A 15726-nucleotide genomic window follows, 5' to 3' on the forward strand; every position below is an offset into this window, starting at 1 on the left:
ACAAAAAAAGCCGTCCCTTTCGGGACGGCTTTTTGATTTTCAGGGCGGCTCGTTTGACCCTGCGCGAGGCGCGTCACCGGCCCATCTCTTTTTGCCGTACCAGTTCCGACGTGATCAAATCGGCGACGGTCTGGTGGGCGTGTTCGATGGCCACATCCAGCGGTTCCTGGCCCGTGCCGTTTTTGGTCCGCAGGTCGATGCCTTTTTCGATCAACGTCCTCGCCACGCTGTGATTCCCTTTTTCGGCGGCAAGGTGCAGGAGGCTGCCCTCCGGCACCTGCTGGTTGGGATCGGCGCCCTTGTCGATCAGCATTTCCGCAACCGCGCTCTGGTTCGCATCCACCGCATAATACAGGGCCGATTTCCCCGCCTTGTTTTTGCGATGCACGTCCGCGCCGCGTTCCAGCAACAGCCGCACCAGATGAAAATACCCCTTCTGTGCGGCGATGTGCAGCGGCGTGTCTTCGGCCTGCGGCGGACCGTACAGCGGCGCACGGTTGTTGAGCAGGATGCGTGCGATCTCTTCATTGCCCTGCCGGGCGACAATGAGAATGGGCGAGGGACCGGAAGGGGTCGCCGACGCCCCCCGATGCAGCAGGAACTTCACCATCTCCACCTCGTCGCTGAGGCAGGCCAGGGACAGCGGCGTGTACCCCTTTTTGTCCGGCAGATCGACCGGCATCTTGCGCTGCACGAGGTCGAGCGCGACGCGGTTGCGCCCGCCGAGCGCGGCGTGATGCAGCGCGTTGCGGCCGAGTCCATCGACCGCATTCAGGTCGGCGCGGTTCTTGAGCAGGATGCCCACCACCTCCTCGTTGCCCTCAAAAGCGGCCAGGTGCAGCGGCGTGCGTTGGCGGTCGTCGTGCGCATTCACGTTGGCTCCCCGTTCCAGCAGAATGCGGCTGACTTCCTGCCGTCCTTTTTCGGCGGCGAAGTGGAGCGGTGTCTTGCCATCCGTGCCGGGTTTGTTGGCATCGATGCCTTCGTTCAAGTGGCGGCGCACTTCCTTCTGGTTGTTGTACACGACCGCCTGTTCGAGGGTGGACGTCGGCAGGATCATGCAAGCACCTGCCAGGAGCATCACTCCCACGCAGCCGGTCAGGACACGGGAACATTGTAAATCGAGATTCATGATAGCTTCGGATCGAAAAAGAGGTTGGTCTTCACAAGACCGGCACCATGCGGGCCGGCACCTGTGCGCTGAATAAGTACAAAGCCGGGAAAGGACGAGGTCGGAGGAAGCAAACGGCGCGTCCAGCCGGATCGCTCCGGAGCTGGACGGCAAGAAGTAAACCTGTAAGCCGGGTTCTGTTCCCCATGCCGAGGCACAGGGCGATGATCATCAATCTAGGCCTGCCGTTGCCGGCAGGCTCGAGCGATCAACCCGAAAGCATCGGACGGGCCGCCCTCGAACGCTTTCCTATTTGATCTTGCTCCGGATAGGGTTTGCCAGCTACCACCGTCGCCGGCGGTACTGGTGGGCTCTTACCCCACCTTTTCACCTTTGCCGCCGCAGGCCGAAACCCGCGGGTAGGCCGTCTGTTTTCTGTGGCACTTTCCTTGAGGTCACCCCCACTCCGCGTTACGGAGTATCCTGCCCTGTGGAGCCCGGACTTTCCTCTCCCCCGCCAAAGCCGGGCAGCGATCATCCAGTTTACTTCGGCACCGCCGTTTGGGTTTCCGTTTCCTCTTCGGGTTTGGGTATGGAATACAAGAACCGGTCGCAGAACTGGCACTGGTGAATCTTGTCGGGAGACGTCCTCACCTCCAGCGCCACCTGCGGTTGAATCTGCTGGAAGCAGCCCTTGCAGATCTCGCCTTCGACCGGCACCACCGCAACGCCCCGGGCCTTGCACAGTTTTTCGTACAACACGGCCATCTTGGGGTCCACGGCATCGATCAGGCCTTGCCGCTTGCTTTGGAGTCCCGTCAATTCTTCCTGAGTCCGCCGCAACTCCTCTTCCTTTTTCTTTTTGTATTCCTCAAACTTCTGGCGTTCGCCATTGAACTGCTGCTCCAGAGCCGGGACTGTTTTTTCCAGTTCTTCCAACTGCTCCATGACATCGAGTTCTTTTTCCTCGATGCCGTCGATTTTGTTTTTGAGGGTTTCGATCTCAGCGAGGATGGCGCTGTATTCTTTATTGGTTTTTACGGTGGGCAGCTTGCCTTTGGTCTTGGCGATGCGGTCGTGTTCGGCCTGCACGTCCTGCTCGAATTGCTTCCTCTGTTTTTTGAGGGATTCCATTTTCTGCTGGACGGTGTTCAGGTCTCCCTTTTTCCCTTCCAGCTCTTTTTCACCGGCTTGGATCTGTCCGGGAATGAGGTCCACCAGGCTCTGGACTTCCGTGATTTCGTTGTCCAATTGCTGGACGGTGACCATTTTCTGCAATTGAGGGTTCATAAACCGCCGTATCGATAGGAATATTCCATTCTATGCTTTGGAATCGAATTTATCACGCCGTCCGCGGGCTTTGCAACTTTATATGCTGAATGGACGCGGAGAGGAGGGGGATGGAGGGGCTACAGGGCCCGGGTTGTCAGGCCTTTTTGGGACGATGCGAACGGGCTTCCCAGAACACCAGAAACACGCTGGCGATGAAAATGGAGGAATAGGTGCCGATTACGATGCCCACAAGCAGGGCGAAGGAAAAATCATGGATGATCTCGCCACCCAGAAAAAACAGGGCGAGGACGACCAGCAGCGTGGTGCCGGAGGTCAACAGCGTGCGGCTCAACGTCTGGTTGATGCTGGTGTTGATGTGCGCGGCCAGCGATTCCTTGCCGCGCCGCCGGGTGTTTTCGCGGATGCGGTCGAACACAACGATGGTGTCGTTCAACGAATACCCGATGATGGTCAGGAAGGCGGCGACGATGACCAGCGTGAACTCCTTGTCCAGCACCGAGAACGCGCCCATGGTGATGACCACGTCATGAATGAGCGCGATGATGGCGGCGATGGCGTACTGGAACTCAAATCGCCACGAGATGTAGATGATGATGCCGATGAGGGCGTACACGATGGACAGCAAGGCTTTCTCGCGCAGGTCCTGCCCCACCTTGGGACCGACCATCTCCACGCGCTCGACCACAATGTCGGTGACCCCCATGCTTTTTTCCAGGGCCTGCGTGATGCGCGACCCGATCTCCTGCAACTGGTCCTCGGAGCCTTCGAGCTGAATGAGGATGTCGTTCTTCGTGCCGAATTCCTGGATGGTGCTGTCGCCGAGACCCACTTCCTTCAACCCGTTGCGGACGCTGTCCACCGAAGGCGGGTTGGCAAACTTCAACTGCACCAGCGTGCCGCCCGCGAAATCGATGCCGTACTTCAACCCACCTTGCACCGCAATGGAAGCAATGCTGATCAGGATCAACAGGCCGGAGAACAGGAGCGCCCCCTTGATCTTGCCCATGAAGTCGACTCTGGTTTCGCCCTTGATCAGTTCCATAAAACGTTCTGTTCCTGTTGGGTCCCGGTGATGCCTCAGCCGATGCTGAGGGTTTGGATTTTCTTACGCGCCATGAACGAATCGAAAACGGTGCGGCTCACGAACACGGCGGTGAACATGCTGGCGGCAATGCCAATGCACAGGGTGATGGCGAAACCCTTGATCGGTCCCGTGCCGAACTGAAACAGCACGATGGCGGCGATGAAGGTGGTGACGTTGGCATCGACGATGGTGCGGAACGCCTTGGCGAACCCCGCGTCGATGGCGGCGCGCACGGGCTTGCCGATGCGGACTTCCTCGCGCACGCGCTCGAAGACCAGCACATTGGCATCGATGGCCATGCCCACGGTCAATATGATCCCGGCGATGCCCGGCAGGGTGAGCGCCGCGCCGAAATACGCCAGCGCGCCCAAAAGCAGCAGCAGGTTGAGAAACAGCGCCGTCACCGCCACCACACCCGACAGGCGGTAATAGAGCATCATGAATATCAAAACGACAATGAACCCGGCAACGATGGAGGTCACACCCGCTTCCACCGAATCGCGGCCCAGCGACGGCCCGATAGTGCGGTTCTCGAGAATGATCACCGGCGCCGGCAACGCGCCCGCACGCAGGGCGATGGCAAGATCACGCGCTTCTTCCGTGCTGAAACGGCCGGTCACCTGCGCCCGGCCGCCGGGGATTTCCTCGCGGATCACCGGCGCGGAATACACGTTGTTGTCGAGAATGATGGCAATGCGTTTGCCGAGGTAATCCTTCGAAATCTGATAAAACTGCTGTCCGCCCAAACTGTTGAAGGTGAGCGCGACATACGGTTCGTTGAACTGGTTGTCGTACCGCACATCGGCGGCGGTCAAGGAATCGCCGGTCATCAATGTGCGTTCCTTGATGAGGTACGGCTCCTTGGTGACCGCGCCCGTTTCCGGATTCTCGATGCGCTGGTAAAGGACTTCACTGCCGTTCGGCGGGCCTTGCTGCAGGGCCTGCTGCGGGCTCATCGAATCGTCCACCACCTTGAACTCAAGACGCGCCGTCTTGCCGATCAGGTTGATGGCCCTCTCCGGCTCCTTGATGCCCGGCAACTGCACCAGAATGCGGCGTTCGCCCTGCACCTGGATGGCGGGCTCGGAAACACCGAACTGATCGACACGGTTGCGGATGGTCTCCAGCGCCTGCTGCACCGCGTTTTCCTTGATGTATTTGATTTCTTCCGCCGTCACCCGGTAAATCAATTCGAGGCCGTCGCGCTGCGTTCCCTGCAATTCCATGCTGGGATAATTCTTGACGAGCTGGGTGGTGGCGGGGGTGTCGATGGTGTCCACCAGAATGATGTGCACCGTCTTGTCGTCCTGAATGGCGAAGACGCGGTCGAGCTCGACATCCTCATCCTGCAGGGCGCGCTTGATGTCGTCGGCGCGCTGTTCGATCGAGCTTTCCACCGCTTTCTCGGTCTGCACTTCCAGCACCAGGTGCATGCCACCCTGCAGATCGAGCCCGAGGTTGATTTTCTCCTGCACCGGGTACGCCAGCCACACCGCACCCAGCAGGATGGCGGCGATCAGCGGGATTTTCCATTTGAGATCTCGAAACATATCAGGCCGTCAGTCGCTCACTCTTTATCTTTATCTTTTTCTTCTTTGTCTTTGCCGGAATCTTTATCTTTGTCTTTTTCTTTTTTGCCGTCGTTTTTGCTCTCGGTACCGGCACCCCTGACACGCCCGATGGCGGAGCGTTCGATCTTGATGCGGACGTTGTCGGCAACCTGCAAGGTCACCACATCGTCCTTGATCTTCTTGATGGTGCCGTGGATGCCGCTCAAGGTGACGATGTTCTCGCCTTCCTTCAACTCGTTGAGCATCTGCCGGGCCTTGGCCTGTTTTTTCTGTTCCGGGCGAATGAGCACGAAATAGAAAATGAGGAACATGATGATGAGCGGCGGCAAAAACGACAGCGCACCACCGGGAGGGGCTTCGGCTTGTCCCTCGGCCTGGGCAATAAGTAAATGAATCCAACCTATATCAGGCATGGTTGCCGAACCTTCCTTTTGAGATTAATTACGATGAACAGAATGTGCAGAGCCGGGGAGCGGAACGCCCGGGATACGACAGTTCCCAGCAGCCCCTGCTATTCTATACGAAAAAACAATTATTTGATCGGTGGGACCCTTACGGTGCCAGAAGTGTTGCTTCTATCAAATCCATAAAATTTTGTCAAACTTTTCACAGGATACGCCCCCACCCCGGAGCGGACAAAAATCCCTTCCCCGGTTCAGTAAAACGTCTCGGCCTTTTCCATTTCCTGGGTCAGTTTCACATACAAGGCGTGGAACTCCGGGGTGGACAGGCCGGGGTCGCGCAACTGCTGCAGTTGCTCGGGGGTGATCTTGGTTTCCGACTGGGCGTCCCAGGCGGAGGTGGCGACCGCCACGTAATGCGGCGGATTCAGCCGCTGGAAAATGAGGCCGTCGATGTGGTCGTTGTACTTCAGGGCGAATTCGATGGCCCAGCGTGCGTCTTCGGCGCTCAGCCCGCCGCCGATGGCGATATTGGTCGGCGGGTGGCCGCCACGCGGCCGCCAGAACTGAATGGTGTGGCCCAGCACCTTAATGTGCTTGTCCTTGAGCACCTGCCAGAGTTGTTTCTTGTTCTTCTTGTGTTTGAACTCCAACCAGATCTCCATGGTGCAGATGGTGGTTTTGTCGATGGGGCAATTTTTGGGAGCCCCGCCTTCATAAAACTTACTGCCGGTTTTGAATTCCGCGTCTCCCGCCCACACCGGGGCCGATCCCGCTCCCAGCACCATCCAGCACACTGCCAAACACCACACCCAATACTTGTTCATAATGCTTCTTCCTTCAATTTCTGGTCTGTAATGAGGTTCTATAATCAAGGGATTGTATCCCAAGCCCGGTCGCTGTCAAGCCGTGTCCGGAGGCCATCTTCCTGCTTTTCCGTCTCTTAAAAAAAATCCCGACACCCCCCTCAAGTTTTCTCACTCCCTGCCGTAAAGGATAGTTGAGGACAGTTGAACTCAAACTGAGGACTCATCTCATGGTTGACTCTGTAAGCACCGCCACCCGTTCCAGCGCTGCCGCCACGCAGGCCGTCCAGGCTTCGACGCAGGCATTGGTCGCGGCGCTGAGCGCATCTCAGATGCAGGCCCAATCCCTGCTCAGTCTGCTCGGCCTGGCCGTCAGCGGACCGGACAGCGGGTCGCCGGGCAGCCTCATCGATCTGATCGCCTGAAACCCTCGTCCCCCATTCACCGGTTTCCAAACCACGTCATGACGGTTTGCTGTTGCTCGGCCGTCAGCACCGCGTGCCGCGCCTTGCGGATAGCCGGCAGCAACTGATTCCCCGTCACCACCTCTTCGTCGGGAATGCCTTCCAGCTTCGCATTGACGAACACCACGAGAGACGCAATGGGCAAATCGCCCAGTTTGTTTTCGATGTGATTGATGGCCTGGCGGTTGCGCCACAACGGATTGTAAATCAGTCCGCCACCCAGGCCGCGCACTTCCCACTCGCGCTGACCCGCCTGCACCCGCACGCGCCCCGCATCGTCGCGTTCATTGATGACGAACAGGCCGTAGGGCGACACCACCAGGAAATCGATCTGGATGATGCCGTCCGGCGTCGGCACCGTGGCGTTCTCCACCACCTCGTACTCCGGACCCAGCCGCCGCAAAATCGCGCCCACACGCGGTCCGGCCACGAACGATCCGCGGCCGCCTTTTTTGAAAAAAAACCAGGCCCCCGCTCCCAACAGGAGCACCACCAGAATCAGAGAAATCGGTTCCATACCGTAACGATGCGTTATTTATTGATTGATGTCGCGCATGAGGCGGGCGAGTTCGCCCAACTGCGCTTCCACTTTTGGAGGTGTGGCGGGATGAAACACGTGCGCCGCCGCCGGTTCGGGAAACAACCGCGCCAGTTGTGGATTGGCGTCGAGACGGCTCCAGCGGGTGCCGTCCAGGGAAAACTCGTCGTCGCGGCGCAGTTTGCCCTTGCGGATGGCAACCGCCAGCATGCGCGTCGGCACGTTTCGCCATTGCCTGCGACCACGGCGCACGGTGACGCGTTGTACGGGTGAGTTCGATGCGGACGATGGGGTGTCGGTCATGATGGATTCCGATTCGGCTGGGCGGCGGGATGCACCGCAGGGTTGTTGGGGAATGATCCGGCTGCGACCTTGAAACCGGTTATCGGTTAGCTGCCGGCTACCGGCTGGCGAACGGGTCCGGTGGTTCGGACGGGTTGAACGACGCGTTCCCGGCTTTAGGTTCTGTCGCCGTTTCGGCGGCCGCCGCGGTTGCGAATTTCAATTGCGAGACCGTCGGGTACAGTTGCGGCGCCGTTTGCGCGGGCGCATCGGGCAAGGCCTTCAACGCGTCGCGGAATTGGGTCAACGCCGTCAGAGTCACCGCCCGGCGTTCCGGCAACTCATCCTGCACGGACTCGGCGGCGCGCCGACCGAACACTATAATATCAAGAAGCGAGTTGCCCATCAACCGATTGGTGCCGTGCAGGCCGCCGGTCACCTCCCCCGCCGCCCACAGGCCGGGACATTCGGTGCGGCAGCGGTCATCGATGCAGATGCCGCCATTCTGGTAATGCAGCGTCGGGTACACCAGCACCGGCTGCTCGGCGGGATCGATGCTGTAACGCTTGAAACGGTGGATGAGACCGGGGAACTGTTTGGCCAGAGTGCCCTCGCCTTTCAGCAGATCGATCATCGGCGTGTCCAGCCACACCCCTTTGCGTCCATGGGGGGTCTCGACGGCGCGGCCTTCCGCCGCTTCCTTGATGATCGCCGCCGCCACCCGGTCGCGATAGGTCATTTCATCGATGAACCGTTCGCCGTGCGCGTTCAACAATTGGGCGCCGCTGGAACGAATGGCTTCGGTCACCAGTTGCCCGGCCACCGCTTCCGGGTACGACGCACCGGACGGATGGTATTGATAGCTGCTGAGATGCACCAGTTGGCATCCTTGCCGGTAGGCGAGGACGAGGCCGTCGCCGGTTGCCCCCAAGTGGTTGCTGGTGGGGAATCCCTGAAAGCGCAACTGACCGCTGCCGCCGGTCGCGAGGATCACCGCCCGGGCCGACACCGTGGTGAGTTGCCGCGTTTCCGTGTTCCACAACACCGCCCCCGTCACCTGGCCGTTGCCATCGTCGAGCAGTTCCACCGCCGCCTGGTTTTCCAGAAGCTGCGTGCCGCCGGTCATCACCGCATCGCGCAGCACACGCATGATTTCGAGGCCGGTGTAATCGCGGCAGGCCAAAACACGCGGCACCGAGGTGCCGCCGCCGGGCTTGAGGCGGAACATGCCGTTGCCGTCCGGATCGAACATCACTCCGAGCCGCACCAGCCACTGGATGCTCGGCGGTCCGGATTCGCAGAGGATGCGCAGCAGTTCAGGATTGTTTTTGCCGTGACCGCCCACATACGCATCGGCGAAATGGCGGCGCGCCGAATCGTCCTTGCCCAGGGCTGCCTGGATGCCGCCTTCGGCCATGACGGTATTGGAATCGCCGAGCCGGAGTTTGGTGGCGAGGTGCACGCTGAGGCCGGAGTTTTCCAGGCCCAGCGCCGCCGCCACGCCCGCACCGCCGCCGCCGATGATCAACACATCGGTTTCGAGATCGGTCTGCGGTGTGAAGCCGGCCGGCAGTGGACTGTCGGCTTCCAACAGCGCCGCCAACTCCAGCGGAAAATGGCCCGTATCCGCATTGGGTCCCACCCGCACCGGGCGTTCGGCGCCGACGTAGTCCGGGTGATGCGCCCGGATCAGGGCTTCGGCGTCCTGCTCATCCATTTCGGGAAACGTCTGGTTGAGGCGATCCGTGCGGCTGCGCTTTACTTTTTCAATCGAGTCCGCGGCCCAGTCGAGAGTCATGACGCCCCCCCATTCTGGCGAAACCGGCGGGCGCGCTCCAGACGTTCTTCCGGTTGCGCTTTCATCAGGTGGTTCCACTCCTGTTCCGCACCGTCTCCATTGAGCGCGGCGACCCGTTTTTCCAGCATCGAAACGTCACGCGACATGCCCAGAGAGCGCCGCACCCACAGACCCATGTTGTGCGGCTTGACCTTGTCCTCACACACGGCGCGGCACAGGCCGCAGTGAATGCAGGTGGTGAAATCCTCCGCCACCTGTTCGAACTCGCCCTTCTGCATGCGTAAGACCGACTCCATCACCGGAATCGACATCGGGCACGCCACGGTGCAACTGCCGCACTTGGTGCAGCGGTCGAGCGTCGGGTAGGCGGCGCGCAGGTCGTCGGCATCGGCGTCGGCTTTCGGTTCCACCGGGGTGATGGCATCCACCGCGAACGGGAACACCTGCATGCCGTTTTCGACCGGGCACATGCAGGCCAGCTCCGTGGTGCTGGGCCGCCCGTCGGGCAGGCGCACGGTCACCGTGCAGGCACCGCACACGCCGCCGACGCAACCGGTACGCACACGCCCGCCCTGCCCCGCGTTCCACAAGGCGTGCACGATGGTCTCCCCGGCGCGGGCCGGAATGGGGTCGCGCCCGTTCCACAGAATCTCCACCGCCTCCGCTTTCCTGGAACCCGGAATTTCCGGATTGTCCTGCGTTCTGTCATCCATGCCTGAATCCATCAAATCGTTTTAATTACACCATGTTATACATAGAAATACGGCGGGCGCAACCGCGTCCCCGCAACCCCCTTGCAATTTGAATGCAACGCGGAAAACCGGTCGGCCGCAGGCCGCTACGTTTTGTTGCCGTGGTTGGGAATATGTGCTATTTTAGCCGGGAAGTGTCAATTCATTCAGGAAGTTAAGTAAATGTCCGGTCATTCCAAGTGGTCCACCATCAAGCACAAGAAGGGTGCTGCGGATGCCAAGCGCGGCAAGATCTTCACCAAGCTCATCAAGGAAGTCACCGTCGCCGCGCGCCTCGGTGGCGGCGATGTCAACGCCAACCCGCGTCTGCGCACCGCCGTCAACGCCTGCAAAGAACAGAACATGCCGCAGGACAACATCAACCGCGCCATCAAGAAGGGCACCGGTGAGCTCGAAGGCTCCAATTACGAAGAGCTCACGTATGAAGGCTACGGACCCGGCGGCGTCGCCATCCTGCTCGAGGTCATGACCGACAACAAAAACCGCACCGTCGGCGAAATCCGCTCCATGCTTTCCAAAAACGGCGGCAACATGGGCGAGAACGGTTGCGTCGGCTGGATCTTCGATAAAAAAGGACTGATCCTCGTCAACGGCGACGCCATGGACGAAGACGCGTTGATGGAACTGGCGTTGGAAGCCGGTGCCGAAGACATCCAGAACAACGGCGGCCAATACGAGATCCTCACCTCCCTCGAAAACTTCGAAACGGTGTGCCAGACGCTGAAGGACAAAAACGTACCGCTCGAATTCGCGGAGATCACCGCCATCCCGCAGAACACGGTGCCGGTGGATGAACAAAACGGGCGGGCGGTGCTGAAACTGATGGACCTGCTCGACGATCACGACGACGTGCAAAAAGCCTATTCCAATTTCGATATCCCGGAAGAGGTGATGGCCGCCATCGACGAGAACCCTTGACCGCTCCGGGCCTCCAACGCCGGCACGGAAACCGAAACTTTCCCGGGGGACACCATCCATGCGCGTTCTGGGCATCGACCCTGGCAGCAACTGCACCGGTTACGGCATCGTCGAGTCGCATCGCAACAGCCTGAAGAGCATCCACTGGGGCAGCATCAAAACCAAACCCAAAGCCCTCTTCCCGGATCGGCTGAAAAGCATTTACGACGAATTGACCCGCGTGGTCGGCGAATTCCAACCCGACATCGTGGCTATCGAGGATCTGTTTTTCGCGGTCAACGCCCAGTCCACCATCAAACTCGGACAGACGCGCGGCGTGGCCATCCTGGCGGCGGTCAATGCCAGCCTGACTGTCGCTGAATACACCCCGCTGGAAGTGAAGCTGTCGGTCGTCGGCTACGGCCGCGCCGATAAAAACCAGGTGCGGGACATGGTGACGGCGCTGCTCGGCCTGCGCAAAAAACCCGAACCACTGGACGCCTCGGACGCCCTGGCCATCGCCATCTGCCACCTGCACAACCAGAAGACCTCCAAACGTTTGCAGGAAGCCCTGTCTTCCAGGAGATGAAACCATGATCGCGCATCTCAACGGCATCCTCGCCCGCAAGACGCCCGTTTCCGTGATCGTCGATGTCCACGGCGTCGGCTACGAAGCCTTTGTATCGCTGAACAATTATTACGAGCTGCCGGAGATCGGCCAGCCGGTGACCCTGCTCACCCACACCTACCACAAGGAAGACACCTTCAAGCTCTACGGGTTTTTGCACGAGGAAGAAAAACAGATTTTCGAAACGCTGATCGGCATCAACAAAGTCGGGCCCAAGCTGGCGCTGGCCATCCTGTCTGGCATCCCGGTCGATGAGCTGATGGACGCCATCGCCAAAAACGACATCGCGCGCATCAGCACCATTCCGGGAGTGGGACGCAAAACCGCCGAGCGGCTGGTGCTCGAGCTCAAGGACAAACTGGCCAAGCTGGACAAGCTGTCGCCGCAGGCTCCGGCGGGCGGCGCGGCCAACCGTCTTCTCGAAGACGCCTTATCGGCATTGATCAATCTCGGCTACCGCAAGAACGACGCGGAGAAAGCCCTGCAACAGGTCCGGGACGAACATGCGGACTCCCCGGCTCTGGAAACCCTCATCAAGGAAAGCCTCAACCGCCTGTCCTGAACCCATGACCCTCGAACCGAACCGCGACAATCCCGAAACCCGTTACACCCTCGACACGCAGGAGGTGCAGTTCGAAACCAGCCTGCGCCCGCGCACGTTCAACGAATACATCGGCCAGGCCAAGGTGAAGGAGAACCTGCACATCTTCCTGACCGCCGCCAAAATGCGCGGCGAAACGCTGGACCACGTTCTGTTTTACGGACCGCCGGGGCTGGGCAAGACGACGCTCGCCCACATCATCGCTTCCGAAATGGGCGCAGCGCTCACCAGCACGTCGGGTCCGGTGATCGAAAAGTCGGGCGACCTCGCGGCGCTGCTCACCAACCTGCAGGAAGGCGACCTGTTGTTCATCGACGAGATCCACCGGCTGCCACGCATCATCGAGGAAATCCTCTACCCGGCGATGGAAGATTTCAAACTCGACATCATGATCGGCCAGGGTCCGAGCGCACGTTCGATCAAGCTCGACCTGCCGCCGTTCACGCTGATCGGCGCAACGACACGGGCGGGATTGCTCACCTCGCCGTTGCGCGACCGTTTCGGCGTGGTGCACCGCCTCGACTATTACACGCCGGAAGACCTGGAACAGATCGTCCACCGCTCGGCGGAAATACTGAAAGTGGACATGACGGAAGACGGCGGACGCGAAGTGGCGCGGCGTTCGCGCGGCACCCCGCGCATCGCCAACCGTCTGCTGCGCCGTGTGCGCGATTTCGCGCAGGTCAAGGGCGACGGCGTCATCACCCGTCCCATCGCCGAACAGGCGCTGGCGATGATGGAGGTCGATCGCATCGGCCTCGACAAGATGGATCACAAACTGCTGTTGACGATGATCGAGAAATTCAAGGGCGGGCCGGTGGGCATCGACAGCCTGGCGGCGTCGATCAACGAAGAACGCGACACCATCGAAGACGTGTACGAACCGTTCCTCATCCAGAGCGGGTTGCTGCACCGCACCCCGCGCGGCCGCGTGGTGACCGATGCGGCGTTCCACCATTTCGGTCTCACGCCGTCGTCCACCAACGACACGCCGCAAAAACCGCTGTTCTGAATCCCTGCAAAAATTGAATCGGGTGGGCGGGCGTTTTCAGCCCCAGGCCTGCTGGAACCGTTCGAAAAAGTCCGGCTCCATCTTCGTCGTGCCCAGCACATCGGGCGTCTGGTGGGTGTTGAAGCCGTGGAAATCGCGGCTGCCGGTGACGATCATATCGTGATCTTCCGCCAGCTTGAGGAAGTACTCCACCTTGCCGGTGCGCTCGTGGTAAGGGTAGATCGCCTCCAGCCCCATCAGGCCCAGCGCCTTGAGTTCCTCGACGCGGGCGGGAATGTCTTCATAATCGATGCCCTTGTCCGGCCGGTGCAAAGCGTAAGTGCGCTCGCCGGGATGCGCGACGACGGGGACGCCGCCGCTTGCGCGCATCAACTTCAACGCTTCATCGATATGGATGTTCTCGCGCTGCACGTTGTACTCGACCAAGTATTTCTCGAACGCCTCGCCGGTGTGTTTGACGATGCCGAGCCGCACCATCTCGCGCGCCAGATGTGGACGCGCCAGCACGCCTTCCGCCGCCTTCTGCACGTTCTCAAACGTGATCTCGCCCTGAAACCGGTCCGGCACCACGCCGTTCAACTTGTCGATCATGGCCACCATGCGTTCCTCGCGCTGCGCCTTCATGGTCTCCACGCGATCCCACAGCGGCGTCTGGATGCTCTCCAAATCCTTGAAGTAACCCAGCACGTGCAGTTGCAACTCGCCGTACTTGACGGTCATTTCAATACCGGGGAACACGATGAGGCCTGCCTTCCTGCCCGCCTCGATGAATTCCGGAATGCCGGAGAAGGTGTCGTGGTCGGTCAGCGACAGGATGGAAACGCCGTTCTTGCGGGCGATCGCCACCAGCTCCCTCGGCGAGAACTCACCGTCGGAAAAACAACTGTGCATGTGGATTTCTGATTTTCGGATCATGGAGTCTGTGTCCTGTGTATCCATTCATGGTACCGCGTTTGAGGGTGTCGTCCAAAAAAACCTCGAACGGAGGGGTCTCTATAATAGGATGCAGGAATCCGGCAAGGGGTTTGCCTTGGCGTCCGATTTCCGATACATTGAAATCGTTGGCTTTGATAACAAAAACAGTCCCGGTGGTCCATGAGAATCCTTGGGTTATGCATCTCGCTTTGGTTCGGTTCCGTCCTCGCGGCCTGTTCACCGTTGCCCGACTCGCAAGCGCCTTCCCAAAACACTGCGGCGGACCACAAACCCCCCAGGCAGGTGTTGATCGTTTATTCCGGCAACACCCTGGGCGAACTCAAGCCCTGCGGCTGCGCCAAGGAGGAAGACCAGGGCGGCATCGAACGGCGCATGGGCTACCTGAACAGCGTGGTGCCCAAGGAAAGCAACCTGCTGTTGGTCGATCTGGGTGACAACTTCAAGGAATCGACCCGGCAGGGCCGCATCAAGGCGCGTTACCTGATGGCGGCGATGTCCGAAATGGGTTACGACGCGGTGACGCTGGGCGACCGCGATCTGCTGTACGGCAACGAGTTTCTGAAAAAACAGGACAGCATCCCGTGGCTGGCGTCCAACATGGAACTTGAAGGCATGAACCCGCCGCGCACCCGCATCAAAACCTTCGACGACGGCCTCAGGGTGGCGGTGCTGGCGGTGGCCGACCCCAACCTGTTCTACGTTTCCGACCATGGCGGGCTCACCATGCAGGATCCGGCGGAGGCGGTGAAACACCTGCTGCCGGAAATCGAACGCACGGAACATCCCGACCTCGTGCTGCTGCTGTCGCACATGGAGCGGGAGAAGGCGCTGAAGCTGCTCGATCTCGACGGCGTCGATGTCGTCATCAACGGCCACATCGAAAACGAATCCGATCAGATCGACATGCAGCCGGTGGTCCGGGGCCACAAAATTTTCATGCAGGCCGCGCCCCTGGGCCAAAAGATGGGCGAACTGCGGGTGCTGATCGACGGCGGCAACAAAAAAATATTTCAACAACGCATGGTGCGGCTCGATTCAAAAATCCCCGACGACAAGAAAATGACCGCCCTGCACGACGCATACGATCAGGAAATCGAGGCGTTGTTCTTCGAGACGTTGAAAGCCAAGCGCACGAAGGACCGCACCCAGGTGTACGCCACGGAATCCACGTGCAAGACCTGCCACGCCGCCGCGCATGAAACGTGGGAGGGCACGCGCCACGCTCATGCCTACGCCACGTTGAAAGCGGTCAATAAGTCGTTCGATCCCGAATGCCTGCAATGCCACACCACAGGGTTCGAAAAGCCGGGCGGGTTCATCAGCGAAATCGACACCCCGGAACTAAAAAACGTACAATGCGAAATGTGTCACGGCCCGAGGCTGGACCACAGCCAGGCGCCGCAGGGAGGATTCGCCCCGGAAGCGCGCCAGGCCTGCTCGCAATGCCACGTGCGCAAGCACAGTCCCAACTTCAATTACAAAACCTACTGGCCGAAAATCCAGCATTAATGAATTTTAACGGCGCGCTGCCGTGCATTTGCTACTATAATTA

General features: G+C 59.9%; 17 protein-coding genes and 1 other RNA gene. 6 read left to right on the forward strand and 12 right to left on the reverse strand.

The window, feature by feature from the left end; all coding sequences use genetic code 11:
- Positions 1–73: 73 nt before the first annotated feature.
- From QML71_RS09805 to QML71_RS09835, 7 genes are all read right to left on the reverse strand, one after another.
- Positions 74–1132, reverse strand: a complete 1059-nt coding sequence (locus QML71_RS09805) for an ankyrin repeat domain-containing protein (protein WP_282011741.1) — start codon at positions 1130–1132, stop codon at positions 74–76.
- A 149-nt stretch (positions 1133–1281) separates the two neighbouring features.
- Positions 1282–1661: RNase P RNA component class A (gene rnpB / locus QML71_RS09810), an RNA gene on the reverse strand.
- The gene (locus QML71_RS09815) at positions 1655–2401 is read right to left on the reverse strand and encodes a zinc ribbon domain-containing protein (RefSeq protein WP_282011742.1); all 747 of its coding nucleotides are present in this window, start codon (positions 2399–2401) and stop codon (positions 1655–1657) included. Before QML71_RS09815 ends, rnpB begins: the two co-directional genes overlap by 7 nt.
- A gap of 136 nt (positions 2402–2537) precedes the next feature.
- The gene (gene secF, locus QML71_RS09820; RefSeq protein ID WP_282011743.1) at positions 2538–3446 is read right to left on the reverse strand and encodes a protein translocase subunit SecF; all 909 of its coding nucleotides are present in this window, start codon (positions 3444–3446) and stop codon (positions 2538–2540) included.
- Positions 3447–3481: 35 nt separating this feature from the next.
- Entirely contained in the window at positions 3482–5038 is a 1557-nt protein-coding gene (gene secD, locus QML71_RS09825; protein WP_282011744.1) for a protein translocase subunit SecD, read from the reverse strand.
- 17 nt (positions 5039–5055) lie between these two features.
- Positions 5056–5472 carry a preprotein translocase subunit YajC gene (gene yajC, locus QML71_RS09830; protein WP_282011745.1) on the reverse strand — a complete coding sequence of 139 codons (417 nt, stop codon included), beginning with the start codon at positions 5470–5472 and terminating at the stop codon, positions 5056–5058.
- A 242-nt stretch (positions 5473–5714) separates the two neighbouring features.
- Entirely contained in the window at positions 5715–6287 is a 573-nt protein-coding gene (locus QML71_RS09835) for a hypothetical protein (RefSeq protein ID WP_282011746.1), read from the reverse strand.
- A gap of 209 nt (positions 6288–6496) precedes the next feature.
- On the opposite strand from QML71_RS09835, the gene QML71_RS09840 reads away from it, so the two are divergent.
- Positions 6497–6691: a hypothetical protein gene (locus QML71_RS09840; protein WP_282011747.1), complete on the forward strand. Its 195-nt coding sequence runs from the start codon at positions 6497–6499 to the stop codon at positions 6689–6691.
- Positions 6692–6707: 16 nt separating this feature from the next.
- Here QML71_RS09840 and QML71_RS09845 read toward each other — a convergent pair whose 3' ends face one another.
- The 4 genes from QML71_RS09845 to QML71_RS09860 form a co-directional block, all read right to left on the reverse strand.
- Positions 6708–7247: a nuclease-related domain-containing protein gene (locus tag QML71_RS09845; RefSeq protein ID WP_282011748.1), complete on the reverse strand. Its 540-nt coding sequence runs from the start codon at positions 7245–7247 to the stop codon at positions 6708–6710.
- An 18-nt stretch (positions 7248–7265) separates the two neighbouring features.
- Positions 7266–7571 (reverse strand): hypothetical protein, encoded by a 306-nt coding sequence (locus QML71_RS09850; protein WP_282011749.1) that lies wholly within the window; start codon positions 7569–7571, stop codon positions 7266–7268.
- Between the two features lie 97 nt (positions 7572–7668).
- The gene (locus tag QML71_RS09855) at positions 7669–9348 is read right to left on the reverse strand and encodes an FAD-binding protein (protein WP_282011750.1); all 1680 of its coding nucleotides are present in this window, start codon (positions 9346–9348) and stop codon (positions 7669–7671) included.
- A complete protein-coding gene (locus tag QML71_RS09860) occupies positions 9345–10061 on the reverse strand; it encodes a 4Fe-4S dicluster domain-containing protein (RefSeq protein WP_282011751.1) in 717 nt (238 codons plus the stop codon). Before QML71_RS09860 ends, QML71_RS09855 begins: the two co-directional genes overlap by 4 nt.
- A 201-nt stretch (positions 10062–10262) precedes the next feature.
- Here QML71_RS09860 and QML71_RS09865 point away from each other — a divergent pair, with 201 nt between their 5' ends.
- Genes QML71_RS09865 through ruvB form a run of 4 tightly spaced genes read left to right on the forward strand, consistent with a single transcriptional unit; the run spans position 10263 to position 13238 of the window.
- Entirely contained in the window at positions 10263–11018 is a 756-nt protein-coding gene (locus QML71_RS09865) for a YebC/PmpR family DNA-binding transcriptional regulator (RefSeq protein WP_282011752.1), read from the forward strand.
- A 58-nt stretch (positions 11019–11076) separates the two neighbouring features.
- Positions 11077–11586 carry a crossover junction endodeoxyribonuclease RuvC gene (gene ruvC / locus QML71_RS09870; RefSeq protein ID WP_282011753.1) on the forward strand — a complete coding sequence of 170 codons (510 nt, stop codon included), beginning with the start codon at positions 11077–11079 and terminating at the stop codon, positions 11584–11586.
- A gap of 4 nt (positions 11587–11590) precedes the next feature.
- Complete coding sequence (gene ruvA, locus QML71_RS09875; protein ID WP_282011754.1) at positions 11591–12187, forward strand: Holliday junction branch migration protein RuvA; 597 nt, start codon at positions 11591–11593, stop codon at positions 12185–12187.
- Positions 12188–12191: 4 nt separating this feature from the next.
- Complete coding sequence (gene ruvB / locus QML71_RS09880) at positions 12192–13238, forward strand: Holliday junction branch migration DNA helicase RuvB (RefSeq protein WP_282011755.1); 1047 nt, start codon at positions 12192–12194, stop codon at positions 13236–13238.
- 36 nt (positions 13239–13274) lie between these two features.
- On the opposite strand, the gene QML71_RS09885 is transcribed toward ruvB, so the two are convergent.
- Complete coding sequence (locus QML71_RS09885) at positions 13275–14153, reverse strand: PHP domain-containing protein (protein WP_282011756.1); 879 nt, start codon at positions 14151–14153, stop codon at positions 13275–13277.
- A gap of 243 nt (positions 14154–14396) precedes the next feature.
- Here QML71_RS09885 and QML71_RS09890 point away from each other — a divergent pair, with 243 nt between their 5' ends.
- Positions 14397–15683, forward strand: a complete 1287-nt coding sequence (locus QML71_RS09890; RefSeq protein ID WP_282011757.1) for a multiheme c-type cytochrome — start codon at positions 14397–14399, stop codon at positions 15681–15683.
- Positions 15684–15726 lie beyond the last annotated feature (43 nt).

The sequence above is a fragment of the Nitrospina watsonii genome, from assembly GCF_946900835.1.
Classification (GTDB): domain Bacteria; phylum Nitrospinota; class Nitrospinia; order Nitrospinales; family Nitrospinaceae; genus Nitrospina; species Nitrospina watsonii.

Bases quoted from the DNA above. Each gene is read 5' to 3' on its own strand.
- QML71_RS09845 (WP_282011748.1), bottom strand. From the start codon at position 7,247: ATGGAACCGATTTCTCTGATTCTGGTGGTGCTCCTGTTGGGAGCGGGG.
- secF (WP_282011743.1), bottom strand. From the start codon at position 3,446: ATGGAACTGATCAAGGGCGAAACCAGAGTCGACTTCATGGGCAAGATC.
- QML71_RS09835 (WP_282011746.1), bottom strand. From the start codon at position 6,287: ATGAACAAGTATTGGGTGTGGTGTTTGGCAGTGTGCTGGATGGTGCTG.
- QML71_RS09805 (WP_282011741.1), bottom strand. From the start codon at position 1,132: ATGAATCTCGATTTACAATGTTCCCGTGTCCTGACCGGCTGCGTGGGA.
- ruvB (WP_282011755.1), top strand. From the start codon at position 12,192: ATGACCCTCGAACCGAACCGCGACAATCCCGAAACCCGTTACACCCTC.
- ruvC (WP_282011753.1), top strand. From the start codon at position 11,077: ATGCGCGTTCTGGGCATCGACCCTGGCAGCAACTGCACCGGTTACGGC.
- QML71_RS09885 (WP_282011756.1), bottom strand. From the start codon at position 14,153: ATGATCCGAAAATCAGAAATCCACATGCACAGTTGTTTTTCCGACGGT.
- QML71_RS09855 (WP_282011750.1), bottom strand. From the start codon at position 9,348: ATGACTCTCGACTGGGCCGCGGACTCGATTGAAAAAGTAAAGCGCAGC.
- ruvA (WP_282011754.1), top strand. From the start codon at position 11,591: ATGATCGCGCATCTCAACGGCATCCTCGCCCGCAAGACGCCCGTTTCC.
- QML71_RS09840 (WP_282011747.1), top strand. From the start codon at position 6,497: ATGGTTGACTCTGTAAGCACCGCCACCCGTTCCAGCGCTGCCGCCACG.
- yajC (WP_282011745.1), bottom strand. From the start codon at position 5,472: ATGCCTGATATAGGTTGGATTCATTTACTTATTGCCCAGGCCGAGGGA.
- QML71_RS09860 (WP_282011751.1), bottom strand. From the start codon at position 10,061: ATGGATGACAGAACGCAGGACAATCCGGAAATTCCGGGTTCCAGGAAA.
- QML71_RS09865 (WP_282011752.1), top strand. From the start codon at position 10,263: ATGTCCGGTCATTCCAAGTGGTCCACCATCAAGCACAAGAAGGGTGCT.
- secD (WP_282011744.1), bottom strand. From the start codon at position 5,038: ATGTTTCGAGATCTCAAATGGAAAATCCCGCTGATCGCCGCCATCCTG.
- QML71_RS09815 (WP_282011742.1), bottom strand. From the start codon at position 2,401: ATGAACCCTCAATTGCAGAAAATGGTCACCGTCCAGCAATTGGACAAC.
- QML71_RS09850 (WP_282011749.1), bottom strand. From the start codon at position 7,571: ATGACCGACACCCCATCGTCCGCATCGAACTCACCCGTACAACGCGTC.